The sequence below is a fragment of the Dyella sp. genome (assembly GCF_035503745.1).
GTDB lineage: Bacteria > Pseudomonadota > Gammaproteobacteria > Xanthomonadales > Rhodanobacteraceae > Dyella_B.
Genome location: NZ_DATJTC010000022.1, coordinates 51,797 through 73,421, shown reverse-complemented (window position 1 = coordinate 73,421; position 21,625 = coordinate 51,797). Strand labels below are relative to the sequence as shown.

Annotated in this window: 23 protein-coding genes; 3 read left to right on the top strand and 20 right to left on the bottom strand. The window is 65.1% G+C overall.

Annotation, left to right across the window (positions count from 1 at the left end; translation table 11 throughout):
• Window positions 1-8 precede the first annotated feature (8 nt).
• The 3 genes from VME63_RS09060 to VME63_RS09050 form a co-directional block, all read right to left on the bottom strand.
• Complete coding sequence (locus VME63_RS09060; RefSeq protein ID WP_325432454.1) at window positions 9-371, bottom strand: hypothetical protein; 363 nt, start codon at window positions 369-371, stop codon at window positions 9-11.
• 76 nt (window positions 372-447) lie between these two features.
• Window positions 448-612: a DUF1328 domain-containing protein gene (locus VME63_RS09055; protein WP_325432452.1), complete on the bottom strand. Its 165-nt coding sequence runs from the start codon at window positions 610-612 to the stop codon at window positions 448-450.
• A gap of 85 nt (window positions 613-697) precedes the next feature.
• Window positions 698-1,321 (bottom strand): YbhB/YbcL family Raf kinase inhibitor-like protein, encoded by a 624-nt coding sequence (locus VME63_RS09050; protein WP_325432450.1) that lies wholly within the window; start codon window positions 1,319-1,321, stop codon window positions 698-700.
• A 160-nt stretch (window positions 1,322-1,481) separates the two neighbouring features.
• On the opposite strand from VME63_RS09050, the gene VME63_RS09045 reads away from it, so the two are divergent.
• On the top strand, window positions 1,482-2,963 hold the full coding sequence (locus tag VME63_RS09045; RefSeq protein WP_325432448.1) for an AAA family ATPase: 1,482 nt from the start codon (window positions 1,482-1,484) through the stop codon (window positions 2,961-2,963).
• A 9-nt stretch (window positions 2,964-2,972) separates the two neighbouring features.
• Here VME63_RS09045 and VME63_RS09040 read toward each other — a convergent pair whose 3' ends face one another.
• The 4 genes from VME63_RS09040 to VME63_RS09025 all read right to left on the bottom strand — a co-directional run bounded on the left by VME63_RS09040 (window position 2,973) and on the right by VME63_RS09025 (window position 6,658).
• Window positions 2,973-4,268: a glycosyltransferase gene (locus VME63_RS09040; RefSeq protein WP_325432446.1), complete on the bottom strand. Its 1,296-nt coding sequence runs from the start codon at window positions 4,266-4,268 to the stop codon at window positions 2,973-2,975.
• Between the two features lie 67 nt (window positions 4,269-4,335).
• Window positions 4,336-5,355: a YheT family hydrolase gene (locus VME63_RS09035; protein WP_325432444.1), complete on the bottom strand. Its 1,020-nt coding sequence runs from the start codon at window positions 5,353-5,355 to the stop codon at window positions 4,336-4,338.
• Window positions 5,352-6,152 carry a lysophospholipid acyltransferase family protein gene (locus VME63_RS09030; RefSeq protein ID WP_325432442.1) on the bottom strand — a complete coding sequence of 267 codons (801 nt, stop codon included), beginning with the start codon at window positions 6,150-6,152 and terminating at the stop codon, window positions 5,352-5,354. The genes VME63_RS09035 and VME63_RS09030 overlap by 4 nt, the downstream gene beginning before the upstream one ends.
• A 29-nt stretch (window positions 6,153-6,181) precedes the next feature.
• Window positions 6,182-6,658, bottom strand: a complete 477-nt coding sequence (locus VME63_RS09025; protein ID WP_325432441.1) for an Lrp/AsnC family transcriptional regulator — start codon at window positions 6,656-6,658, stop codon at window positions 6,182-6,184.
• A gap of 149 nt (window positions 6,659-6,807) precedes the next feature.
• On the opposite strand from VME63_RS09025, the gene phhA reads away from it, so the two are divergent.
• Entirely contained in the window at window positions 6,808-7,701 is an 894-nt protein-coding gene (gene phhA / locus VME63_RS09020; RefSeq protein ID WP_325432439.1) for a phenylalanine 4-monooxygenase, read from the top strand.
• Window positions 7,702-7,750: 49 nt separating this feature from the next.
• Here phhA and VME63_RS09015 read toward each other — a convergent pair whose 3' ends face one another.
• The 11 genes from VME63_RS09015 to VME63_RS08965 form a co-directional block, all read right to left on the bottom strand.
• A complete protein-coding gene (locus VME63_RS09015; RefSeq protein ID WP_325432437.1) occupies window positions 7,751-8,416 on the bottom strand; it encodes an SGNH/GDSL hydrolase family protein in 666 nt (221 codons plus the stop codon).
• 159 nt (window positions 8,417-8,575) lie between these two features.
• Window positions 8,576-9,262 (bottom strand): RES family NAD+ phosphorylase, encoded by a 687-nt coding sequence (locus VME63_RS09010; RefSeq protein WP_325432435.1) that lies wholly within the window; start codon window positions 9,260-9,262, stop codon window positions 8,576-8,578.
• Between the two features lie 111 nt (window positions 9,263-9,373).
• Window positions 9,374-9,772: an MbcA/ParS/Xre antitoxin family protein gene (locus VME63_RS09005; protein WP_325432434.1), complete on the bottom strand. Its 399-nt coding sequence runs from the start codon at window positions 9,770-9,772 to the stop codon at window positions 9,374-9,376.
• Window positions 9,773-9,837: 65 nt separating this feature from the next.
• Window positions 9,838-11,085 (bottom strand): hypothetical protein, encoded by a 1,248-nt coding sequence (locus VME63_RS09000; protein ID WP_325432432.1) that lies wholly within the window; start codon window positions 11,083-11,085, stop codon window positions 9,838-9,840.
• 49 nt (window positions 11,086-11,134) lie between these two features.
• The gene (locus VME63_RS08995) at window positions 11,135-12,913 is read right to left on the bottom strand and encodes a DUF885 domain-containing protein (RefSeq protein ID WP_414648230.1); all 1,779 of its coding nucleotides are present in this window, start codon (window positions 12,911-12,913) and stop codon (window positions 11,135-11,137) included.
• 11 nt (window positions 12,914-12,924) lie between these two features.
• On the bottom strand, window positions 12,925-14,568 hold the full coding sequence (locus tag VME63_RS08990) for a SulP family inorganic anion transporter (protein ID WP_325432430.1): 1,644 nt from the start codon (window positions 14,566-14,568) through the stop codon (window positions 12,925-12,927).
• Entirely contained in the window at window positions 14,565-15,182 is a 618-nt protein-coding gene (locus VME63_RS08985) for a ParB-like protein (protein ID WP_325432428.1), read from the bottom strand. Before VME63_RS08985 ends, VME63_RS08990 begins: the two co-directional genes overlap by 4 nt.
• Window positions 15,183-15,257: 75 nt before the next feature.
• A complete protein-coding gene (locus VME63_RS08980; protein ID WP_325432466.1) occupies window positions 15,258-15,962 on the bottom strand; it encodes a YafY family protein in 705 nt (234 codons plus the stop codon).
• A 124-nt stretch (window positions 15,963-16,086) separates the two neighbouring features.
• Complete coding sequence (locus VME63_RS08975) at window positions 16,087-16,377, bottom strand: hypothetical protein (RefSeq protein ID WP_325432426.1); 291 nt, start codon at window positions 16,375-16,377, stop codon at window positions 16,087-16,089.
• 11 nt (window positions 16,378-16,388) lie between these two features.
• The gene (locus tag VME63_RS08970) at window positions 16,389-16,652 is read right to left on the bottom strand and encodes a hypothetical protein (protein ID WP_325432424.1); all 264 of its coding nucleotides are present in this window, start codon (window positions 16,650-16,652) and stop codon (window positions 16,389-16,391) included.
• A gap of 11 nt (window positions 16,653-16,663) precedes the next feature.
• Window positions 16,664-17,284: a DJ-1/PfpI family protein gene (locus VME63_RS08965; RefSeq protein WP_325432422.1), complete on the bottom strand. Its 621-nt coding sequence runs from the start codon at window positions 17,282-17,284 to the stop codon at window positions 16,664-16,666.
• A 151-nt stretch (window positions 17,285-17,435) separates the two neighbouring features.
• Here VME63_RS08965 and VME63_RS08960 point away from each other — a divergent pair, with 151 nt between their 5' ends.
• Window positions 17,436-18,452, top strand: coding sequence for a class 1 fructose-bisphosphatase (locus tag VME63_RS08960; protein WP_325432420.1), 1,017 nt, complete (start codon window positions 17,436-17,438; stop codon window positions 18,450-18,452).
• Window positions 18,453-18,501: 49 nt separating this feature from the next.
• Here VME63_RS08960 and VME63_RS08955 read toward each other — a convergent pair whose 3' ends face one another.
• Together VME63_RS08955 and VME63_RS08950 are read right to left on the bottom strand one after the other, a co-directional pair.
• Window positions 18,502-19,383 carry a 2OG-Fe(II) oxygenase gene (locus tag VME63_RS08955; protein ID WP_325432418.1) on the bottom strand — a complete coding sequence of 294 codons (882 nt, stop codon included), beginning with the start codon at window positions 19,381-19,383 and terminating at the stop codon, window positions 18,502-18,504.
• 161 nt (window positions 19,384-19,544) lie between these two features.
• Window positions 19,545-21,602 (bottom strand): M3 family metallopeptidase, encoded by a 2,058-nt coding sequence (locus VME63_RS08950; RefSeq protein ID WP_325432416.1) that lies wholly within the window; start codon window positions 21,600-21,602, stop codon window positions 19,545-19,547.
• Window positions 21,603-21,625 lie beyond the last annotated feature (23 nt).

The following is a 21,625-nucleotide window of genomic DNA, read 5'->3' as shown; positions in this document are numbered from 1 at the left end:
GGTGTGTATCAGCGGCGAAGAATACGGCCAAGCAGCCAGCCTGCGCCAAGGGCGATGGCCACTGCCTGCACCGGTTTTTCGCGCACGTAGTCGCGCACGTCATCCAGCCACTCGTCGGCGCGGTCCTTGGCGTGATCGTAGGCGGCGCGCCCGCGCTCGGTGGCCTGGGCCACTTTGTCGGTGGTGCGGTTGGCCGCGCTGGCCGCCTTGTCGGTAACGCGATGCAGGCTGTCTTCGACATGGTCGGCAGCGCGGTCGAATTTTTCCTTGCTGCTGGCCACCGCCTCGGATGTGGCTTGCTTGATGCGCTCGGCGCCCTGGTCAATGCGCCCGTGAATAGCGTTTTCCTGCGCCTGGACTTCTTTGTTCATGACGTTCTCCGATGGCAGAGTGTTCACTCTAGCGGTTTATAGCCGGGCTGGCTGAACTGCCGCCCCCCTCGTTCAGCTAGCGCCGCAGGAACGCGATCACGGCCAGGATCAGGAACAGTACGAACAGCACCTTGGCGATCCACGCCGCCGTGCCGGCCATGCCTGTGAAGCCCAGCAAGGCGGCGATGACGGCGATAACCAGGAAGACCAGGGCGTAGTGCAGCGTGGCGGCAACCCTCATGCAGCCGGGGCGACAGCAGCGCGCCCCGTATTCATGTGCCACATTCCATGCGCTCTGCGCGTGAAGGCCACTTCGGTTTGAGGTATCAGGCCGGCACGTTCGGATTGAGGCTGTAGGTGCCCGTCAGCACCGCCTCGGCCAGCACGTGCCCGGCGATCGCCGCGCGCAGTTGGGCAAGCGTGAAGCCGGGCTTGAGCGCGAGCCGTTCGGTGTCGAGCGCATAAAGGTGGAAGTGGTAGTGGTGAACGATGCTGTCGTTCCACGGCGGACACGGGCCGTCGTAGCCGAGGTAGGTGCCGCCCATGTCGGCATCGCCGGCGAACCAGTCAGTATAGTTGTTCACGCCCTGCACGCTGCCGGGCGGCCCGAACGGTTGCCGCTTGCCGCGCGGGGTGACTTCGTCGCTGCAGGAACCGTCGGCCAGCTCGCCGCATTCGGCGGGGATGTCGGCCATCAGCCAGTGCACGAATTCCACGCGCGGCAGGTCGGCCGGCACGGTACGTCCTTGCTGGTTGACGTCGTCGGGCTTGCTCGGCACGTCGGTGTCGATGCAGGCCAGCACGAACGAGCGGGTCCCGGCGGGTGCGTCCTTCCAGGCCAGGTGCGGATTGCGGTTGTCCGACAGCGCCACCGGCTGGCCGGGCTTGCCGAAGGCGAACTGCGCCGGAATGGGCCGGCCGTGCTGGAAGTCGTCGCTGCGTAGCTGCATGGGAATGTCCTCGGGGAAGGTGGGCGCAAAGCGTCGGACATGGGGACGCGGGCGAAGGTCGCAAGGCCAAGCTTGCCGCAATCTGACGCCCAAGCTTACCCCGCCCGCCATGATCCGGTCGTGACAGCCCTGCTAAGGTAGCGCCCTTGCAGGAGGACGCATGAGCGAACTGGAAGACCTGAGCACGCTGGTGCGTGCCGCAACGCCTTTGCTGGTGATCGAAACGGTGGACGAACAGCGGGTGATCGACTGCTTTGCGCACGTGATCGCCCAGGCGCTGCATCCACTTTGGCGCTGGACGTTTACCGAGGGTTTGCAGCGCCTGGATTTCAACGGCCCGCGCGACCAGGACATCGCGCCCGACGCCACCGCCACGCTCACCGCGATCCGCAACGCGCCGCAGCGCGGCATCTATCTGCTGTTCGACTTTCTGCCTTGCCTGCAGTATCCGATGACCTTGCGCCAGATGCGCGAAATCGTGCAGCGCGATCATTCGGCCGCACACACGCTGGTGCTGATCGGTGCGAAGGTGGAACTGCCGCAGGAGCTGGAAGCGCTTGCCACGCGCGTGCCGCTGGCCTTGCCCGACATCAAGGAGCTGGCCGGCATCCTGCGCGGCGAAGCGGCCGCCTGGCAGCGCGAAAACAACCGCACGCTGGAAGTGGACAACGATGCCGCGCGCACCATCGTGCGCAATCTGGTCGGCCTGACCGCGCCGGACGCGCGCCGGATTGTGCGCAAGCTGATCTACAACGACGGCGCGCTCAACGCCAACGATTTGCCCGAGCTGATGCAGGCCAAGTTCGACCTGCTCAACCGCTCGGGCCTGCTGCATTACGAGTACGCCACCGCCAGCTTCGCCGACGTGGCCGGTGTCAGCCACGTGCGCGACTGGGTGCAGCGGCGGCGCGCGGTGTTCCTGGACCCCAGCCCGCAACCGGCGCTCGATCCGCCCAAGGGCGTGCTGCTGCTGGGCGTGCAGGGCTGCGGCAAAAGCCTCGCCTCCAAGGCCATCGCCGGCGGCTTCGGGGTGCCGCTGATCCGGCTGGACTTCGGCTCGCTGTACGACAAATACCAGGGCGAAACGGAAAAGAACCTGCGCGAGGCGCTGGCCAGTTGCGAAACGCTGGCGCCGTGCGTGCTATGGATCGACGAGATCGAAAAAGGCCTGGCCAGCGGCGGCGCCGAGGACGGCGGCGTGTCGCGGCGCGTGCTGGGATATCTGCTGACCTGGATGGCCGAGCGCAAATCCAAGGTGTTCGTGGTGGCCACCGCCAACGCGGTGAACGAACTGCCGGCCGAACTGCTGCGCAAGGGCCGCTTCGACGAAATTTTCTTCGTCGATCTGCCGCGCACCGAAGTACGCGCGGCGATCTTCGCCTTGCACCTCCAGCGCCGCAAGCTGCCGCTGGAGTCGTTCGACCTCAACGCATTGGCGCAAGCCAGCGACGGTTTTTCCGGCGCGGAAATCGAACAGGGCGTGGTCAGCGCGCTCTACGACGCCAGCGGCAACGGCGCCACGCTCGACCAGGTCACGCTGATCAATGCGCTCAACGCTACCAAGCCGCTTTCGGTGCTGATGCACGAACAGGTCGCCGCGCTGCGTGCCTGGGCTAACGGACGTTGCGTGCCGGCGGACTGAACGGCGCGATCACCCGCGTTCGGACAGCAGCGCCTCGATCAGATCCGCGGCGACCTGATCGCCGCGTTCGGCCCGCACCGATTGGGCGCATTGCGATGCCCGCTGTTCGTAAGCGGGATGATCGAGCAGATCCTTGAGCAACGGCAGCGCCGCTTCGCAGCGGTAATCGCGCGCCGCAAGCGCATGCGCCACGCCCAGGCGCTTGAGGCGCTGGGCATTGTCGTACTGGTCGAAACCGTGCGGCACCACCAGCATCGGCCGGCCCGCGCGCAGCGCTTCGGTGCTCGTGCCGATGCCGCCGTGATGCACGATCGCCGCGGCCTGCGCGAACACCGCCGCGTGCGGCGCGTACTCGACGGCGCACGCATAAGCAGGTAGCGAAGCGGGCAGCTTCGCGCGCATCTGGGCCGAACCGGTGAAGAGCACGGCGCGGCGCTCCAACCGCTCGCACACCTGCAGGCTTTCGCGCAGAAAGTTTTCGCCGATGTGCACCGCGCTCGATCCCAGCGTAAATACCAGCGGCGGCGATCCCTCGCGCAGGAAGGCCTGCAACGCCTCGTCGGGCACCGCACCCGGTTGCGCGTAATGGGCAAAACCGGTGATGCGCACCTGGGGTGGCCAATCCGCCTGCCGCGTTCCCAGCAGCGGCGAAAACAAGGCCAGCGCGCAATCGGGCGCGTGTTGGCCGTGCTGCAGCGGGTTGCCCAGCGTCGATTCCGCGCGCAGGCCCCGTTCGCGCCGGAACGCGCGCACCGGGCCGGTCCAACGGCGCAGCCTCAGCATCGTCAGATGCTGCAGCAGGCGCCGGCCGCGCAGCGGACCGGTTGAAATCGCATCCACCCACGGCATGCCGACGATGGGCGGGTCGAAGATGGACAGCATGTTGCACGGCGTCAGTACCGCCGAGACCCAGCGCAGTTGCCCGGCCGCGCCCAGCGTTTCGCCGAGAATCTGGCCGGCGAAAGCCAGCGTGGAAGTCATCAGCACATCGGCGTCCTTGCAGATGACCTGCAAGCGCGCGTAGCTTTCGCTCACGTCGGCGCCGGCCAGTTCGCGAATCACCAGGCTTGGGCCGTGCACGGGGTGGAACACGCGTTCGGTAAATTCGGCCAGGTCCTGCGGTGGCTGCCTCGCGCTGGCACTGGCGAAGTGCAAACCCGCCTGTTCGACCGCGACGCGATGCTGGTCCAGCGTAGCCACCGTCACCTGATGTCCGCGCGCTTTGAGTGCGCATCCTACCGACAGAAACGGAAACAGATCGCCGAGCGAACCAATCGTGTTGATGACGAGCCGGGCTGGGCGCATAGGCGGTGTGGGCGCGGTAATTGCCCCCGATGATAGCCGATGACGCGGCCTGCCCTGGCTGCCTGGCCTACGCTAAGGGCGAGTTGCCTGTAGCGATCGCGTTGAAGCGCGCGGCAATGTAGTCGTCGCAGAAGCTGGTCATGTCCCAGCCGCGGATGAAACCGCAGTGCCCGCCATGGTCGGCGATGTCCAGCTCCACATTGCCGGGCAATTGCAGCCGTTCGAAGGCATCCACCGGGATCACCGGATCGTCGCGCGCCGTGAGGATGGTCGCGGGAATCTGCATGCCGGCGAGCGCCTTGCCTGCCACCGAATAGCCGTCCAGATACGCTTGCAGCGAACCGAAATCGGTATGGCGCAGCACCAGGGCCTCGGTCAGGCCGCGCAGGTTCTGCTTCAGTTCCTGCAGCTCGAAATATTCGCGGTGCGGAAACGCGGCCTGCTTGGCGCGCAGCGAGTGGCGCCATTTGTTCATGAAGTAGGCCTGGTAGAACCAGGGCGCGGATTCTTCCAGCGAGAACAGGCCTTCGCCGGGATCGATGATCGGACACACCGCCAGCGCATAGTGCAGGGGAATACCCAGGGCCGGCGCGCGCAGCGCCACCCGCAGCGCAAAGTTGCCGCCCAGCGAGAAGCCCGCCAGCGCCAGGTGGCGCGAAGGCCAGCGCCGCGCGATGTCGCCCACCGCATGCACCACTTCGTCGATGCGGCAGGAATGGAACAGCGCTTCGTTGAGCGCGTGGCTGTCGCCATGGTCGCGGAAGTTGAGGCGGAAGATGTCCCAGCCGTCTTCCAGCAAGCGGCTGCCGGTCTGCAGCACGTAGGTGGAATCGACGCTGCCTTCCCAGCCATGGAACAACACCGCCAGGCCCCGCGATGCGGGCTGCGCCGTTTGCGCGGTGTATGCACCGGTGAGGCGCACGCCCTCGCCGGCATCGATCATCACCTGCTCGGCGCCTTCCAGCACCTTGTAGGCGCGCCGCGGCAGCAGCTTGCGGCGCACGCCGCTGGAAGAAAGCATCGTCTGGATGTGCCCGCTGGTAAGCGGCCAGGCTGGGCGGAAATCCCGCCCTGACGGCAGGGTCATGCGGCGCGATCCTCCAGCGCTGCGGCGATGCGCTCGCGCGCCAGCTCCGCCATCCGGCGGCGGCCGTCCGCATGGACGGGCACCGGTTCAAGGAAGTGCACTTCGGCATCCATCGGTGGGCCGCCCAGCAGGCGCAGGAAGTTCTGCATGAAGTTTTCGTCTTCGCGGAACCCGGCGTCGACCTGCCGCTTGCCGGCGCGGGCGAAACGCAGCGCCACCGGCTGCACCGGTACTTGCGCATCCAGCGCGGACTGGAAAATCCGCGCGTGGAACACTTTCAGCACGCCGTGGTGGCCGGTGCCGCCCTCGGGAAACACGGCCACCGAACGGCCTTCGCGCAGGCGATCGACCATGACCTGCATCACCGAGGCCAGCGAGTGGTTGCTGCCGCGGCGGTGGAAGATGGTGCCGCCGCTGGCCGCCAGCCAGCCGACCAGCGGCCAGCTGGCGATTTCCGCCTTGGCCACGAAGCAGGCCGCGCGCTGGCTGTGCAGCAGTTCGATGTCGATCCAGGAGGTGTGATTGGCCACGAACAGCACCGCATCGGGCAGCGGCTGCCCCACGCGCACCGAACGCAGGCCGAAGATGCGCATCAACCCGGTGGACCAGGCGCGGATCATGCGGTGGGTGAACGGCTCGCGGCCATCCTTCATCACCTGGTGGCGATTCCAGGTAAGCACGAACCCGCACAGCAGGATGCCGAGCACGATGTGCACCAGCAGCAGCGGTATGCGCCACAGGTAGCGCAGCGGGCGCAACAGGTCTCGGTCCGGGATGGAAACGGCTTCGGTACTCATCAGTACATCATTTTAACGTTTTCGGTGCGCTAACGCTCTAGTTGCCGCAACGGCAGCGATGGCGAGCGCTTCACGGTACGCAGGACGAAGCTGGAATTGACATCGGCCACGGCAGCGTCGTTCAGCAACTGGTCGAGCAGGAAGCGCGAGAAATGCTCAAGGTCGGCCACGTAGACGTGCATCAGATAGTCCATGTCGCCGGTAAGCGCATGGCAGGCCACCACCTCGTCCCAGCCGGCCAGGCGCTGTACGAAACGCTCGATCTCGGCACCTTCATGGCGCGCCAATTGCACGCGCACGAAGGCCTGCAGGCCAAGACCCACGGCCTGCGGATCGATCTGCGCCGCATAGCCGCTGATCACCCCCTCCGTTTCCAGGCGCTGCAGCCGGCGCAGGCAGGCCGACGGCGAAAGGTTGATCCGCTCGGCCAGCTCGGCATTGGTGATGCGCCCCTGGGCCTGCAGGGTGGCCAGGATGCGCAGGTCGGTGCGATCGAGATCGATCAACGCACGATTCCTTTATCAATTGGCCTGTTTTAGGATTAATATTGCACGCTGGGTACCAAAGTCAACAATAAAACAAGCATTTTGCGCGGTTGCGGCCGTATGCTTTTGCGTGCCGACCCGGTACATGCACCGGGCCTCGCCGGAGCCCCATGGACAACAACAACCCCCGCCGCGTCGAACACCAACAGACTGACCGCGGGTACATCCCGGTCTATGCCACCGGCGTGGTGGAGCAGCCATGGTCTCATTACAGCCGCACCGACCACGAGGTGTGGGACACCCTGTTCAAGCGCCAGCGCGAGCTGCTGCCCGCACGCGCCTGCAAGGAATTCCTGGCCGGGGTGGAACGCTTCGGCCTGGGCCATGGCGGTATTCCGAAATTCGCCGACCTCAACAAGGTGCTGGGCAAGGCCACCGGCTGGGAACTGGTGGCGGTCGAAGGCTTGCTGCCCGACGAGGTGTTTTTCGACCATCTGGCCAACCGCCGCTTTCCGGTGAGCTGGTGGATCCGCAAGCCCGAGCAGCTCGATTACCTGAGCGAGCCGGACCTGTTCCACGACCTGTTCGGCCACGTGCCGCTGCTGCTCAATCCGGTGTTCGCCGATTACATGCAGGCGTATGGGCGCGGCGGCATGAAGGCATTCGGCATCGGTCCGCAAGCGCTGATGAACCTTACGCGCCTGTACTGGTACACGGTGGAGTTCGGCCTGATCAATACCGGCGAAGGCATGCGCATCTATGGCGCGGGCATCGTCAGTTCCAAGGGCGAGTCGATCTACAGCCTGGATTCGCCGGCACCGAACCGCATCGGTTTCGGTCTGGAACGGGTGATGAGCACGCGCTACCGCATCGATACCTACCAGCAGACGTATTTCGTGATCGACAGCTTCGAGCAGTTGTTCGAAGCGACGCGGCCGGATTTCACGCCGATCTATGCCAAGCTGAAAGAGTCGCCTGCGCATGCCGCGGCTGACGTACTCGACAGCGATCGCGTGTTCACGCGCGGCACGCGCGAGGGCTTCGCGCAAAACGCCGATACCTGATCTCTCTTGCCCTCATCCGGCGCAGGCCGGAGTGAGGGCAAGGTGGCCATCAACGCGCGTGCGCGTCCACCCACGGCTTGATGATGCTTATCCAAAGCACGTAACCGGAACGGTTCATGTGCAGGCCGTCCGGCCCGAACCACTTCCACTGCGGCTGGCCGTCCGGCCCCAGCATGGGCGTGAAGGTATCCAGGTAGGTCACGCCTTTGTGCTTGGCCGCGTAGTCGCGCACCAGCGCGTTGGCCTGCCTGATCTGGGGCAGCAACATCTTGCGCGCCATGCTGGGCTTGATCGAAATGAATGCGATCGGCACGCCCGGATCTTCCGAACGCACCTTGGTGACGAATGCCGCCAATTCATCGCGCACTTCGCGTGGGCTGCGGCCGTCGAATACATCGTTGTCGCCGGCATAGAGGACGATCGCGCGCGGATGGTAGGGCGCCACGATGCGGTCGGCGAAATAGGTGGAATCGCCCAGCTCCGAACCGCCGAAGCCGCGGTTGATCACCTTCACTTCCGGAAAATCCGCCGCGACGGACTTCCAATGCTCGATCGACGAACTGCCGATGAACAACACGGCGCCTTGCGGTGGCGGATTGGCGCGATCGGAGGCCTCGAACGCCTTGATCGCCGGTTCCCAGTATTGATGGGGGGCCCAAGCCGCGCTGGCCAGGCAAGGCACCAGTGCCAACAACAGGGATAGCAGAATTTTCATGATGCTCCTGAACGTGGCTCGGTTGTTCGACGCTGCAGCGGCCCACGGTTGCAACGCAACCGATTGCACGGCGCCGCATCCACGTTCGATCATAATCTGACGTTGCCGCCACGCGCGAGTTGCGATGCACGCCACGCCCATACCGCGCGAAGCCTTGCGTCAGCCGCGTTTGAGTTCGCTTACTTGCAACACGCTGGCGATGCGCCGGCCGTCCCAGCGATAGATCAGGTGCTGCGCCTGCACGCATGGCGCCACCACGTCCGGGTAAAACGCGGCCAGGCATTGCCCGCCGCGCTGGCGCACGCTGTCGTAGACGATGCCGTTGGAACCCTCCTCGCGCAGCGCCCGGGCAAGTTCCACGCTGGCCGTATAGCTGTCCGGATCGTGCGCCTGCGGCCATCCGCCACGCAGGTCGTGCAACTTCGCATCGACGCTGGTGCGATAGCAGCGCATTTGGATATCGCAGGCCGGCTCCGATGTCGCGGCAAGAAAGTGCTGGCGGTGATAGACCGTTTCCTCGACCGCGGTCATGACGGTACGCGCCGCATAGAACACGCCCCAGGTGCCGTCGGAAAAACGGCTGCCTTCGGGGTTCAGATGCGTGAACGCGGCCATCACCGGCGTGGAACCGGGGCCGCTGATGCGCCGTTCGCGCGGCACCCGTCGCATGCTTTCAGCTTCCTCGCGCAGGCGCGGGTTGGTCAGCGCTTCGATCGCCAATACCGCATCCAGATCGGCGGGGTCGGCAATGCGGTCGAACAATCCTTCCGGCGGAAAGCGGCTGGGCACGATGCGATAGGCGTGGGTCCAGCGGATGCGTCGAATCGGTGGCGTGTCGTGGGGCATGCGTTTTCCTGGACGCGAAGCGCGCCGTTGGGTTCTTCCCTGTTCACGTTGCATGGTGCGACAGCGCGTTCTCGGCGGCTGCGACGGGGCGCACTGTTAAGGATGCTGTGATTAATTCCAGCCGCGTTGCGCGTCCAGGTACTGGCGCACGACGAACAGGTCCGACACGTTGCCCGACAGCATGCGATCGAGCGCGCTATGCCCACCGAACAACGCCGACTGGTTGGGTTTGCGCAGCCACGCATCGGCTTGTGCGGGATCGGGAAACAGAATGTGCAATGCCTTGTAGATGCCCAGCAGATAACTGATGCGTTCGAGCGTATCGCGACCCAGCATGGCATCCTGCTGGCGTTTCCATTTGTAGAAGGTGGATTCGGGCGGATCGCCGAGCAAGGTGCGCTGCTGGGCGATGCGTAGATCCCACCGTTCGGCGAGCTTGAAGAAAGTGCGCAGAGCCGGACCGCCGAGGTCTTGGGCCGGCGGCATCCGGGGCAGGGCGTTCGCGGTCATGGCCAACTCTCCCAATAAAGCTTATGTCTACTTTACTTTATTGGTGAAGTTTTCGCCAGCGGCATTCAGGGCGTGCCCTCGGGCGGACAATCCATGCTGTGCACCCACTGGAAGCCCAGGCGGCCCGGATGCAGACCCATGCAGACCGGATCGCCCCTGTGCGCGGCGTGGTAGGTGGCATAGCCCACCCGAAGATGGGTCCCGCCCGGCTCGGGCCCCCAGCCGGCCAATTCCAGGTAATAGTGGGTGCCGCCCTTGCCGTGGGTGACATGCCAGCCCACAACGTGGGTACGAAAGACCTGCGGCGGGCTCTGGTCGAACATGCGGTTGCCCAGCGCAAGCAAGCTTCCGCCATACACCCACGCGAGCGCGGCGAGAAACAGCAGGCTCAGCAGCTTTTGCCGCAACGGCACGGCGATGTTGCCCATCAACACGACTATCGCCAGCAGCCATGGAAGACCGGCGAGGGCGCCGTGCGCCATCACCTGCGAGGCATCGACCAGATCCGCCCGGCTGCTGGCCATGATGAACAGCATCAGCACGGGCATCATCGTGGGGACGATGATCGCCGTGGCGTTGTTGCCGCCCGCCGAATGCGACCATTGATCCTTGTAGAGATACGCCGCGACCAGGCAGCACCACGGTATCGCCGCGGCAATGAAAACCGCCGGCGCAAACGCCGCACTCGCCAGTACGCCTACGTAGAAAACCGCCATCGAGGCGAACAGCAGGCCCAGATACACCTTGCCGAAATGCGACTTGCGCCGCGCATAGGTCGCCAACCTTTGCGCCGGCGTGACGCCAAGCGACGGATCGTTGCGCGCGCGCACCTCTTCCTCCTGCTGTTGGACCTGTTTCAGATCGGGCAATTTGTCGATCCACGCGTCGAAATAGCGATCAGGGTTGTAGGAATCCTTGGAGATCGTCAACGGAACACCGTTCTTGGGCGCGATCAGCACACCGCCACCCTTGGGCAGGCGCATGCATCCCTTGATCTCGCTCTTGCGCAGCCGGCGCGATCCGAACGGTGTGGATTCTTCGATCGTATCGGCGCACAGCGTGACTTTCGCGGTGAACGACCACCACAGGAAATACAGCATCAACAACGTAAACAGCACATCCACGCTCATCAGCAGCGGGCTGACGGGCACGTTCAAGCCCTGCCACAGCGGCTGGAAGAGCATCACGTTGGCGCCTCCCGCCAGCGCCAGGGTGGCGATCACCGCGGCCACCCGCAGCCACTTCGCCACGCGATAGACCCTGCGATCGCCTGCCGCCGGATAAAGCTCGTCCCGGACCGTTCCTTCAGTCATCAGCGTTCCCCCTGGTTGAACGACGTTCCTTCGATGGAGCCTGGCACGCTTAATCTTGCGGCTTGCCGGCCGGCGCCGGTACATGGCCGTAGTCGGGCTCCGGGCCGCCTTCGGCGATGAAGCGATCGATACGCTGCTCCAGCACCGGCAGCGGCACCGAACCGGTGGAAAGCACGGTGTCGTGGAAAGCGCGCAGGTCGAACTTCGGCCCCAGCGCTTTTTCCGCCTTCGCACGCAGCTCCAGCAATTTCAGATAGCCCAGCTCGTAGGACAACGCCTGCCCGGGCCAGCTGATGTAGCGATCCACTTCGTTGGCGATCTCGCGGTCGGACAAGGCGGTGTTCTGGGTCATGTAGTCGATCGCCTGCTGGCGCGTCCAACCCAGGTGATGGATGCCGGTATCGACCACCAGCCGGCACGCGCGCCACATCTGGTAGGTGAGATATCCAAAGCGCTGGTAGGGCGTCTTGTAGATGCCCATCTCGTTGCCCAGGTATTCCGAATAAAGGCCCCAGCCTTCGCCGTAGGCGGAAATGTAGCCGTCGCGGCGAAACGCGGGCTGGTCGTGCTCTTCTTCGGCCAGTTCCAGTTGCAACGCATGACCCGGATACGATTCGTGCAGCGTCAGCGCCGGCATGTTGTACAGCGGGCGCGAAGGCAGGTCGTACGTGTTCACCAGATAGACGTCCGGACCGCCGCGCCCGGAGGTGTAGTACGGCGCGATATCCGCCGGCACGGGCTCAATGGTGAAGCGCTTGCGCGGCAGGTGGCCGAAGAATTTGCCCACCTGCCCATCCACTTCCTTGGCCACCCAGGCGGTTTTGTCGAGCAGCTCCTGCGGTGTTTTGGCGTAGAACTGCGGATCGGTGCGCAGGAAATGCAGGAACTGGGCAAAGCTGCCCTTGAAGCCGGTTTCCTGCATGGTCTTGAGCATCTGCGCGTGGATTTTCTCCACTTGCTCAAGACCGATCGTGTGGATCGTGTCCGGATCCAGATCCAGTGTGGTGTATTCGCGAATCTGCTGGCGGTAGTAGTTTTTACCGTCCGGCAACGCTTCGGCGGCCAGCGTGGTGCGCGCGTGCGGTACGTATTCGTTGCGGAAGAAGGCCAGCAGTTTGGCGTAGGCGGGAATGACGTCGTTGCTGATTTTGGCGCGCGCATCGGCCTGGATCGCCGCCGCGGTAGCGGCGGGAATGCTCGATGGCATGTGCTGGAGCGGCGCGTAGAAACTGGTCTGGGCAGGGTCTTTGACCTGGGCAACCGCGGCGATCGATACGTCGCGTCCCGCCAGCACCGCGCGCGGCACGCTGAAGCCCCGCTTCAGACCGGCGCGCATGTTGGCCATCTGCTGGTCGAAATACGCCGGCACCTGGCTTAGCCGGTCCACGTAATGGCGATAATCGGTTTCGGTGCGCAAGTTGCCGCCGTCCAGATCATCGTCCAGCTCGCTCCAGAACGCCGAATCGCTGTTGAACGGCATTTGCCACTGCATGAATTGCTGGTCGGCAATGAAGTTGCGGATCTGCTCCCGATACACCGCGTAGTTCACCTGCTCGGCCGGCGAAAGCTGCTTGACGTCGATCGCATTGAGTTCATCCATTACCTTGCGCCAGGTGTCCAGGCGTTCCTGCTGGCTTTTCGCGTCGACCTGATCCAGCCGTCCATTGCTTGGCTGCGATTCGCCCGACGTGCTGATGCCGGACTGGCCGGTACGCCACGCCCACTCCTGCTGGTAAATCTGCCGGAAGTGCGCGTCGGCACTTTGCTGTGCCGCGGCGGGCAACGTCAGCACCAGACCCAAGGCGATGCTCCCGATACGTGTTGCAATGTTCACGACGCTCAATTCCCCGTTGAAGATGGCGCCGAAGCGGCCGACACGGCATCTTCGACGCTCCAATAGTTCAGTGTCTGTGGCGAAAGCTGGGGCAAGGCCGCGCGCAACAGCAGGGCGCGCGTGTCGTCCTTCAAGCGCGCCACGCGCAGGGCTACGCCACGCTGCTGCAGCCACACGGAAAAGTCGCCGAGCGATTCGAGCGCGGTGCTGTCCAGATCCGGCGAGGCTTCCAGGCTGAGGATCACCTGCTTCAGATCCTTGCGCTGCTCCGCCTGCTGGCGCGCCAGCGCCATCACGGCTTCGGCATTGGCGAAAAACAGCGGTTCCTCCGGACGCAGGATCAGCGTCGCCGGCGGCGGCACCGCGTCGGGGTGCTGCAAGACATCGACGAAGTCGTGTCCGTCGGCCAGCCGCCCCAGCACGCTTACCCTCGCTACCGCGAGCTGGCGCAGCAGCAGGATCAGGCTGAAGGCAATCGCCACCAGCAGGCCGTTGAGAATGCCCAGCGACAGCACCGCAACCACCGCTGCCAGTGCCAGCAGGCGATCGCGCTTCCACTGCAGATACGGGCGAAACACTGACAGCCGCCACGATTTGCTGACCGCGTGAATCACGATCGCGGCCAGCACGGCTTCGGGGATGCGCTCGATCCAGCGCAGCAACAGCAGCACCATCAACAGCACGCTGGCGCCGGCGATCAAACCGGCCAGGCGAGATTGCGCGCCGGCCGCTTCGTTGGCCGAGGTGCCCGAATAGCCGGCGCCTACCGGCATGCCGTGCAGCAAGCCGCACACTACGTTGGCCACGCCCAGCACCAGCAGATCCCGGTTGGGCTGCACCGGATCGTTGTGCTTGAGCGCGAAACCGCGGATCGAACTGTACGATTCGGCATACAGGATCAGCAGCAGCGCGGCCGCCAGTTCCACGCTGGGCAGCCATTGGCCGCTGCCCGGCCAGGTGGGCATACCCACTGCCATGCTGAGCTTGATCGTGCCGGTCAGCGACACGCCGTGCGCGGACAGCCAGCCCGAGGCGATCACGCCAAGCGCGATCACCAGCAAGCTGCCGGGCAAACGGCGCACGCGCTCGCACACAAACAACAGCGCAAGGGCGATCAGTCCCGTCGCCAGCGTAACCGGATGCACCTGGTTGACCGTGCGCACCAGTTCCGTCACCAACAGCGGCACGAAGTCGCCGTGCAGCCCAGGCCAGCCGCCCAGGTTCGGCAACTGCTTCAAGGCGATCACGATGGCCAGGCCGAAGGTGTAGCCGCGCAACACCGGGCGTGCGATCAGGTGCGACAAACCGCCAAGGCGCGCGGCGCCGGCAAACAGAAAACAGAGGCCGCCAAACAGCACCAGCGTGGCGCCGATCGCCACGCGCGCAACCACATCGTTGCCGGCCAGCGCCAACGTACCGGCGGCCAGCACCGCCGCCGATGAGGACGTGGACGATACGATCGCGAAGCGGCTGCGTCCCAGCAACCCATAGCAGACCAGGCCGACGAACAGCGCGATCACACCCGCCTGGGGCGGCATGCCCGCGATGCCCGAATAGGCCACCGCCTCGGGCACCAGCAAACCCGCGATCGCCAGACCCGCGAGCAGGTCGGCCACACGTGCGGAACTGGCGGCCGCCGTGGTGCTCATTGCGCGATGACGCCGGTCCATCCCGGCAGGTACGCCGTGTCGTGCGCATGGGCGAACAGCAAGGCATCCTGCACGGTTTTCGCGGTAACGCGGCCGTCCTTCAGCTTCATGTTGCGCCGGTAAAAATCGGCCCAGAGAAATTCCGAATAGGGCGTGGCGTCCTTCGAATAACCGCCCGCCATGCGCACGCGCGCGGCGAGCGTGCGGAATGGATCGTCGGCCATGTCCTTGAGATTGAGCGGAATGGAAGCGTAATCCTGCCGCTGGCCGTGCTGGTCGTAGGGGTGCGCCCAGCGGTTGAATTCCATCGTGTGCCAGAACACCGGCACCTCAAGCCAGGAGAAATCGCGCTGGATCATCACCGGCACTTGTTTCACGCCTTCTTCGAACAAGGCCAGGCCCAGGTGATGGTGATCGACGATGTAGACCTGGTTCTTGGGGCCCAGCACGCCCGGAAACCAGTGTTGGGCGAGCATCTCCTTGCGCTTTTTTTTGCCGAGCTTTTCCCACAGGGCCCGCTTTTGGGCCACCTCGGCCCTGCCCACCGTCATCTGGGTCGGGCGCAGCTTGCCCGGCGCGATCGATAGCAAGGGATGACGCACGCCTGACGACATGGCACGACTCCTACAGGTAATCCCCGGTCTGCGCAGGGTACCCGAAGTCGCGGCCCAAACGGCAAGGGCCGGGGTTTATTCCAGCCCGGCGTAATAGCCGCGCATCGCTTGCAGGTATGAAGCAAGGTTGCGGTCGGGCGCGCTTTGGAATACTTCGCCCGTCTCCTCGTAGCGCTCGATGCGGTCGGGACGGAAATTGCGAAAATCGCGGCGCAACCGGCACCAGGTGCCCAGGGTCCATTTACCGCCCCAGAACGCCAGGCACAGCGGCTCGATCTCGCGCTCGCTCTGGCGGCCCACTTCGTCGCGATAGAACAGCCGCAGCACCTGTTGCTTTTCGATCGCCGCATGCAACTGGTCGATGCGCGCGGCGAAGGCGATCGATTCCTCATCGCGCCAGATCGGCGCATAGATGCGCGTGCGGGAGGAACGTTCGCGCAACTCCGGCGGCAGTACCGCTTCGATCTTCACCAGCGCGGCCTGCGCGCCGGCGGCGAGCTTTTCGCCGGCAAAGGCACGCACGAAGCGCGTGCCGACCACCAGCGATTCGAGTTCGTCGGCGGTAAACATCAGCGGCGGAATGTCCGAACCCTTGCGCAGCACGTAGCCGACACCGGCCTCCCCTTCGATCGGCACGCCCGAAAGCTGCAGGTCGGCCACGTCGCGATAAACGGTGCGCAGCGATACGCCCAGCGTTTGGGCCAGCTGGCGTGCCTGCAGTGCGGTGCGGCGACCGCGCAGGGCATTGATGATAAGGAAGAGGCGGTCGGCGCGGCGCATGCGCGGATGATCGCCCACTCCGGCGGCCACGGCCAGCATCCGAAGTCATGCCTTGGCGTCGCAATGCGTGAGACAGGCATGGGCATGGCTGCTACGTGCTGCATGATCGACTCACCGGCCACGCTCATGCCCCCGGTTTGGCCGTCCATGGGGCAACCGCGTCCGCTGGACGCCGCATCGCCGGACGAGCCGGCATGCGATCGAGCATAGCCGTCACCTTGTACATGGCATGGATCGCGCGATACGACGCCTGGCGTCGTTCGCGCGTTTTGAAATCGATCGCATGCGGTTCGTCACCGGCGTTCGATGCTTCCGCCGCGGCAGGCGTCGCGGTGCAGCGGCTGTTGCGTGCATGAAAGGACATCACGCAGCGGTCGTGTTTGACATCGTTCGAGTACATGATGGTTTCCTGCACTTGCGCAAACCTCACACGCACACGTCAGGTGCGTCGGCGGGCTTGGCGCAGGTGTCTTCATGGGTAGACAGCACCATCCCGGCCGCTGCCGCTGCCGTGGCGACCAGCACGCGCCTGCGCGCGGGTTGGAAAACGGGCGTGAGGTGGATCAGCCTTTTGCCTTTCGCCGGCGGTGCCGTTTGCGGCGGCGGCAAGCGGTACTGGCCGTCCATCAGCAAGCCGCGCAGATACAGCGGCCGGTACGCCAGCAGGACGCGGTTCATCAGGTCTTTCATGACGATCTCCTTCAGGCGGCCTTGATCGTTTCGACCGCGACACCGGGAAACCACGGCGGCGGCACGGCATGCTTGAACAACCGGTACCAGTACTCGCGGTCGCTGCGGTTGTAGAGGTCCAGCGTGTGGATGATTTCGCGCGCGAACTCGATGCTGCCGAGGTGGCTGGCGGTGATCACGCCGCCGTCGCTCACCGCGAGCACGTCCGCGTCGTATTGGTCCTGTCCGGCATACGCCGGCACTTCGCGGCGCAGCTGGCCGGCCCAATTGCCGGTGTGGCGGCAGCGGTCGATCAGGCCCGCGTGCGCCACCGCCAGCACGCCTTCATCGATCGCCGCCACGGGCGCGCCGGCCGCGTGCACGCGTCGGGCCAGCGCGGCCACCTGCTCCATCCGCGCCGGCCGCCACAGGTGGCCGCCCGGCAGGACCAGCAGCGCGGCGGCGTCCAGGTCGAGCCCGTGCATGCTTTCCTCCGGCAGCACCTGCAACCCGCTCATGGACATCACCGGCTCGCGGGTAAACCCCACGGTGCGTACCTTCCAGTCGCCCGGCCGGCGGATTTCGCTAAGCGCCAACGCGACCTGCCAATCGGCGAAGCCGTCGAACACCAGTACATAAACCGTATCGCGCATGGATCGTTCCTCCCTTTTCGACGTTGCCAGCTTGCGCCCCGCCTGCTGCCAACGTGTTGTCAGCAGAGCCTGGCCGCAGGTTCGCACGCACGGCTGGCATCCATCGGGCGGAGGCGGGAAAATGGCTGTCCCTTTGCCTCAAGATCACGTCATGAAACACGTCTCGCTGATCCAGTTCCTGATCGAGGAACGCCGCGCCGGCCGCGTCAACGCCGAGCTTTCCCTGCTGATCGAAGTCGTGGCGCGCGCCTGCAAGCGCATTGCGGTGGCCACCAACAAGGGCGCCATCGGTGGCGTGCTGGGCGAGGCGGGCACGGGCAACATCCAGGGCGAGGCACAGAAGAAGCTGGATGTGATTTCCAACGAAATCCTGCTCGAAGCCAACGCCTGGGGCGGCCAGCTGGCGGCCTGCGCGTCGGAGGAAATGGAAGATCCGCAGCCCATTCCCGACATGTATCCCAAAGGCCATCACCTGTTGCTGTTCGACCCGCTGGATGGCAGCTCCAACATTGACGTCAACATTTCAGTGGGCACCATCTTCTCGGTGCTGCGCTGCCCCGATGGCGTGACCGAGCCCACGGCCGAGCATTTCCAGCAGAAGGGCACCACCCAGCTGGCCGCCGGCTACGTGGTGTACGGTCCGGCCACCGTGCTGGTGCTGACCTTCGGCCACGGCACGCACGAGTTCACCCTCGATCGCGAAGTAGGCAGCTTCATCCTCAGCCGCCGCGACATCCGCATTCCGGAAGAAACCGGCGAATTCGCCATCAACATGTCCAACCAGCGCCATTGGGAAGCGCCGATGCAGCGCTACATCGGCGAGCTGCTGGCCGGCCTGGACGGCCCGCGCGGGCGGGATTTCAACATGCGCTGGGTCGCCTCGATGGTGGCCGACGTACACCGCATCATCACGCGCGGCGGCGTGTTCTTTTATCCGCTGGACGCCAAGATCAGGAGCAAGGGCGGCAAGCTGCGCCTGATGTACGAGGCCAACCCGATGGCCTTCATCATCGAGCAGGCCGGCGGCGCGGCCAGCACCGGCCGCGAGCGCATCCTCGACCTTCAGCCCACCGGCCTGCACCAGCGCGTGCCGGTGTTCCTGGGCTCGAAAAAGGAAATCGACATCGTCACCCACTATCACCGCGAAGCGGACGGCGCCCAGGGCTGAACAGCCGGGATGGATGAGCCTGGCTCCGCGCGAGCGCGGGGCGAGGCTTTCAGGCGGTTGCCGCTTCGCCGTAGCGGCGCTGGCGCATCCACTTGGTCACGATCCACTTTTCGCCGCGCGTCACCGGCGAGCCGCCGTGCAGGGTGAGGCGGTCGAGCTGGCCGTGGCTGTTGGTGTATTCGAAATAGACGGCCGAACCTTTTTTCGGCACCACTTCCAGACCGATGTCGGGAAAGATGGTGGTGCCGCCTTCCTCGACGTCGTTCAAGTACATCACCAGGGTGGACACACGCTGGCCGCCGATGGTCATCTGCACGTGGCTGCCCGGTTCGTCCGGCGGAAAGAAATCGAAGTGCGGCTTGTATTCGCCGCCGGTGCCGTAATGCAGCACCTGCAGTCCTTCGCCGTGATCGACCGGGCAATTCATGATGTCGGCGATACGGCGGTCAAGCCGCGCAATGAACGGATCGGCGTTGAGCATGAAGAACGTGCCTTCGCTACTGCGGTCGGCAATCACTTCGTGTTTGCCGCTGATCGGATCGACGGTGGTGGAACGATGCATCTTGTCGGCGGAGCGGCGGATCAGTTCGTCGCACTCCTCCTCGCTCAGCACGCCCTCGAGCACGGCGATCATCGGGCGCTTCATGCGCGTGACGATGCGCACCTGGCGGTCGAAAGTGCGAATCAGATTGCCTGCGCTAAGGCGCGGCGTTTCGTAGACATAGCCGGCGGCGGCTTTCGGTTGTGCTTCGACGGGCGCGGCGAAAGCGGCGCCCTGGGTCATCACGCCGTTGACCGCGGCACGCGCGAAGATCGGATCGAAGCGGTTGCGCACCATGTCGTCGATCAGCGATTGCGGTGCGCAACCGCGCGCGAGGTTTTCGCGGATCCAGTCTCGCCATTCGGTAGGCAGTTGCGTGATGGCGTTCATCACAAACTCCTCAGGTTCACGGTGCTTTCGCTTGGGCGGCAGGCAGGCACCGCCGATGCTGGCATGGCGGCATGGCGCCGATTGTGAACCTGTTTGCGAGCAAAGCGCCAATCGCCTGGGTTCCTCTCCCCGGCAAGCGCGGAGAGGAACCCTGACCTCCTTCAGGCGAGGCCGTGGCTGCGCAGCAGGGCGTCTGGTTCGGGCTTGCGGCCGCGGAAGGCGATGAAGCTTTCCAGCGCCGGGCGGCTGGCGCCCACGGCGAGGATTTCATGGCGGAAGCGGTTGCCGATGCTGGCGTCGATCACGTTGCCGCCCTGGGCCGCGTGCTCCTCGAAGGCGGCGAAGGCATCGGCGCTAAGCAGTTCCGCCCACAGGTAGCTGTAATAGCCGGCCGCGTAGCCGCCCGCGAAGATATGGCTGAACGCATGCGGGAAGCGCTGCCATGCCGGCGGGTGCAGCACCGCCACTTCGCTGCGCGCCTGCTCCAGCACTTCCAGCGTGCGCGCGCCCTTGGCCGGGTCGTATTCCAGGTGCAACAGAAAGTCGAACAGCGCAAATTCGAGCTGGCGCACCAGAAACAGGCCGGCATGGAAGTGCCGCGCGGCCAGCATGCGCTCGAACAATTCATCGGGCAGGCGTTCGCCGGTTTGCCAATGCCTGGCGAACAGGTCCAGCGCCTGGCGGTTCCAGCCGAAGTTCTCCATGAACTGGCTGGGCAGCTCCACCGCATCCCACTCCACGCCGTCGATGCCGCCGACGGAAGGCAGCGGCACTTCGGTAAGCAGGTGGTGAAAGCCGTGGCCGAATTCGTGGAACAGGGTCAGCGCATCGTCGTGCGTGAGCAGAGCCGGGCGTCCTTCGGTCGGCGGCGCGAAGTTGCAGGTGAGGAATGCCACCGGCAACTGTGATTGCGCCCCGTCGTCGAAGCGTGCGCGGCAGACGTCCATCCAGGCACCGCCCCGCTTGCCGCTGCGCGCGTAAAGGTCGATGTAGGCACCGGCGAAAATGCGTCCGTCCGCATCGATAACGTCGTAATAGCGCACGTCCGGATGCCACACATCGACCCCGTCGCGCGGACGCAGGGTGATGCCGTAGAGCCGGTGCACCAGCCCGAACAGGCCATCGATGACGGCGGGCAGCGGAAAATAGGGCTTGAGTTGTTCCTCATCCAGCGCGTATTGCTGTTGGCGCAGCTTTTCCGCGGCGTAGCCGACATCCCAGGATTGGAGATTGTCGATTTTCAATTCGCGCGCGGCGAATTCGCGCAACGCGGCCAATTCTTTCTGCGCAACGGGTTTTGCGCGCGCGGCAAGATCGCGCAGGAAAGCCAGCACCTCGGCGGGCGCGCCGGCCATCTTGGTCGCCAACGATTCTTCCGCCGCGTTGGCGAAGCCCAGCAGCTGCGCCGCCTCGTGGCGCAGCGCCATGATCTGCTCGATGCGCGCGCCGTTGTCGTACTTGCCTGCATCCGGGCCCTGGTCGGAGGCGCGCGTCTGGTAGGCCCAGTACACGCGTTCGCGCAGGCCGCGGTTGTCGGCATAGGTGAGCACCGCCTGCACGCTCGGTTGCTTGAGCGTGACCAGATACCCTTCGAGCCCTTTTTCCTTGGCATACTGGCGCAGCACCGCGCGGCCCGATTCGGGAATGCCGGCGATGTCGCGCTCGTCGGTGATGTGCTCGTACCACGCATCGGTGGCATCGAGCACGGCGTTGGAGAATTCGGTGGACAACCTGCTCAGCTCCACGCCAATTTCACGAAAGCGCGTGCGCGCCGGTTCTTCCAGGGCGACGCCGGAAAGCTTGAAATCGCGCAGTGCGTGTTCGACCAGCGCCCGCTGCGGGCGCGGCAGCATGGAGAACCCCGGCGCATCGGCCACCGCTTGCACGGCGGCGTAGAGATCGCGGTTCTGGCCCACTTCGAGCGCGTGGTCGGTGAGTTTCTCCTCGGCCGGTCCGTAGACTTTGCGCAGCGCGTCGCTGTCGGCCACCGAATGCAGGTGCGAGACGGGCGACCAGGCATGCGCGATGCGCTGTTCGAGCCGCTCCTGCGGCAGCATCACCGAAGCGAAATCTCGCGGCGCGCCGGGAGCCGTCAACGCGGCGATGCCGGCGCGGCTCTGCGCCAGCAGGGCGTCGATCGCCGGGCCGACCTGGTCGGGGTGGATGTGCGAGAACGCGGGCAGGGCGTCGTCGGCCAGCAGGGGATTGTCGTGGCTCATGGGTGCTCCTTCTGACCGGACAG

Bases quoted from the DNA above. Each gene is read 5' to 3' on its own strand.
- VME63_RS08970 (WP_325432424.1), bottom strand. From the start codon at position 16,652: ATGAAAGACCTGATGAACCGCGTCCTGCTGGCGTACCGGCCGCTGTAT.
- VME63_RS09015 (WP_325432437.1), bottom strand. From the start codon at position 8,416: ATGAAAATTCTGCTATCCCTGTTGTTGGCACTGGTGCCTTGCCTGGCC.
- VME63_RS08965 (WP_325432422.1), bottom strand. From the start codon at position 17,284: ATGCGCGATACGGTTTATGTACTGGTGTTCGACGGCTTCGCCGATTGG.
- VME63_RS09050 (WP_325432450.1), bottom strand. From the start codon at position 1,321: ATGCAGCTACGCAGCGACGACTTCCAGCACGGCCGGCCCATTCCGGCG.
- VME63_RS08980 (WP_325432466.1), bottom strand. From the start codon at position 15,962: ATGCGCCGCGCCGACCGCCTCTTCCTTATCATCAATGCCCTGCGCGGT.
- VME63_RS09010 (WP_325432435.1), bottom strand. From the start codon at position 9,262: ATGCCCCACGACACGCCACCGATTCGACGCATCCGCTGGACCCACGCC.
- VME63_RS09045 (WP_325432448.1), top strand. From the start codon at position 1,482: ATGAGCGAACTGGAAGACCTGAGCACGCTGGTGCGTGCCGCAACGCCT.
- VME63_RS09000 (WP_325432432.1), bottom strand. From the start codon at position 11,085: ATGACTGAAGGAACGGTCCGGGACGAGCTTTATCCGGCGGCAGGCGAT.
- VME63_RS08985 (WP_325432428.1), bottom strand. From the start codon at position 15,182: ATGTCGTCAGGCGTGCGTCATCCCTTGCTATCGATCGCGCCGGGCAAG.
- VME63_RS08960 (WP_325432420.1), top strand. From the start codon at position 17,436: ATGAAACACGTCTCGCTGATCCAGTTCCTGATCGAGGAACGCCGCGCC.
- phhA (WP_325432439.1), top strand. From the start codon at position 6,808: ATGGACAACAACAACCCCCGCCGCGTCGAACACCAACAGACTGACCGC.
- VME63_RS09005 (WP_325432434.1), bottom strand. From the start codon at position 9,772: ATGACCGCGAACGCCCTGCCCCGGATGCCGCCGGCCCAAGACCTCGGC.
- VME63_RS08950 (WP_325432416.1), bottom strand. From the start codon at position 21,602: ATGAGCCACGACAATCCCCTGCTGGCCGACGACGCCCTGCCCGCGTTC.
- VME63_RS09060 (WP_325432454.1), bottom strand. From the start codon at position 371: ATGAACAAAGAAGTCCAGGCGCAGGAAAACGCTATTCACGGGCGCATT.
- VME63_RS09055 (WP_325432452.1), bottom strand. From the start codon at position 612: ATGAGGGTTGCCGCCACGCTGCACTACGCCCTGGTCTTCCTGGTTATC.
- VME63_RS09040 (WP_325432446.1), bottom strand. From the start codon at position 4,268: ATGCGCCCAGCCCGGCTCGTCATCAACACGATTGGTTCGCTCGGCGAT.
- VME63_RS08955 (WP_325432418.1), bottom strand. From the start codon at position 19,383: ATGAACGCCATCACGCAACTGCCTACCGAATGGCGAGACTGGATCCGC.
- VME63_RS09035 (WP_325432444.1), bottom strand. From the start codon at position 5,355: ATGACCCTGCCGTCAGGGCGGGATTTCCGCCCAGCCTGGCCGCTTACC.
- VME63_RS08990 (WP_325432430.1), bottom strand. From the start codon at position 14,568: ATGAGCACCACGGCGGCCGCCAGTTCCGCACGTGTGGCCGACCTGCTC.
- VME63_RS09030 (WP_325432442.1), bottom strand. From the start codon at position 6,152: ATGAGTACCGAAGCCGTTTCCATCCCGGACCGAGACCTGTTGCGCCCG.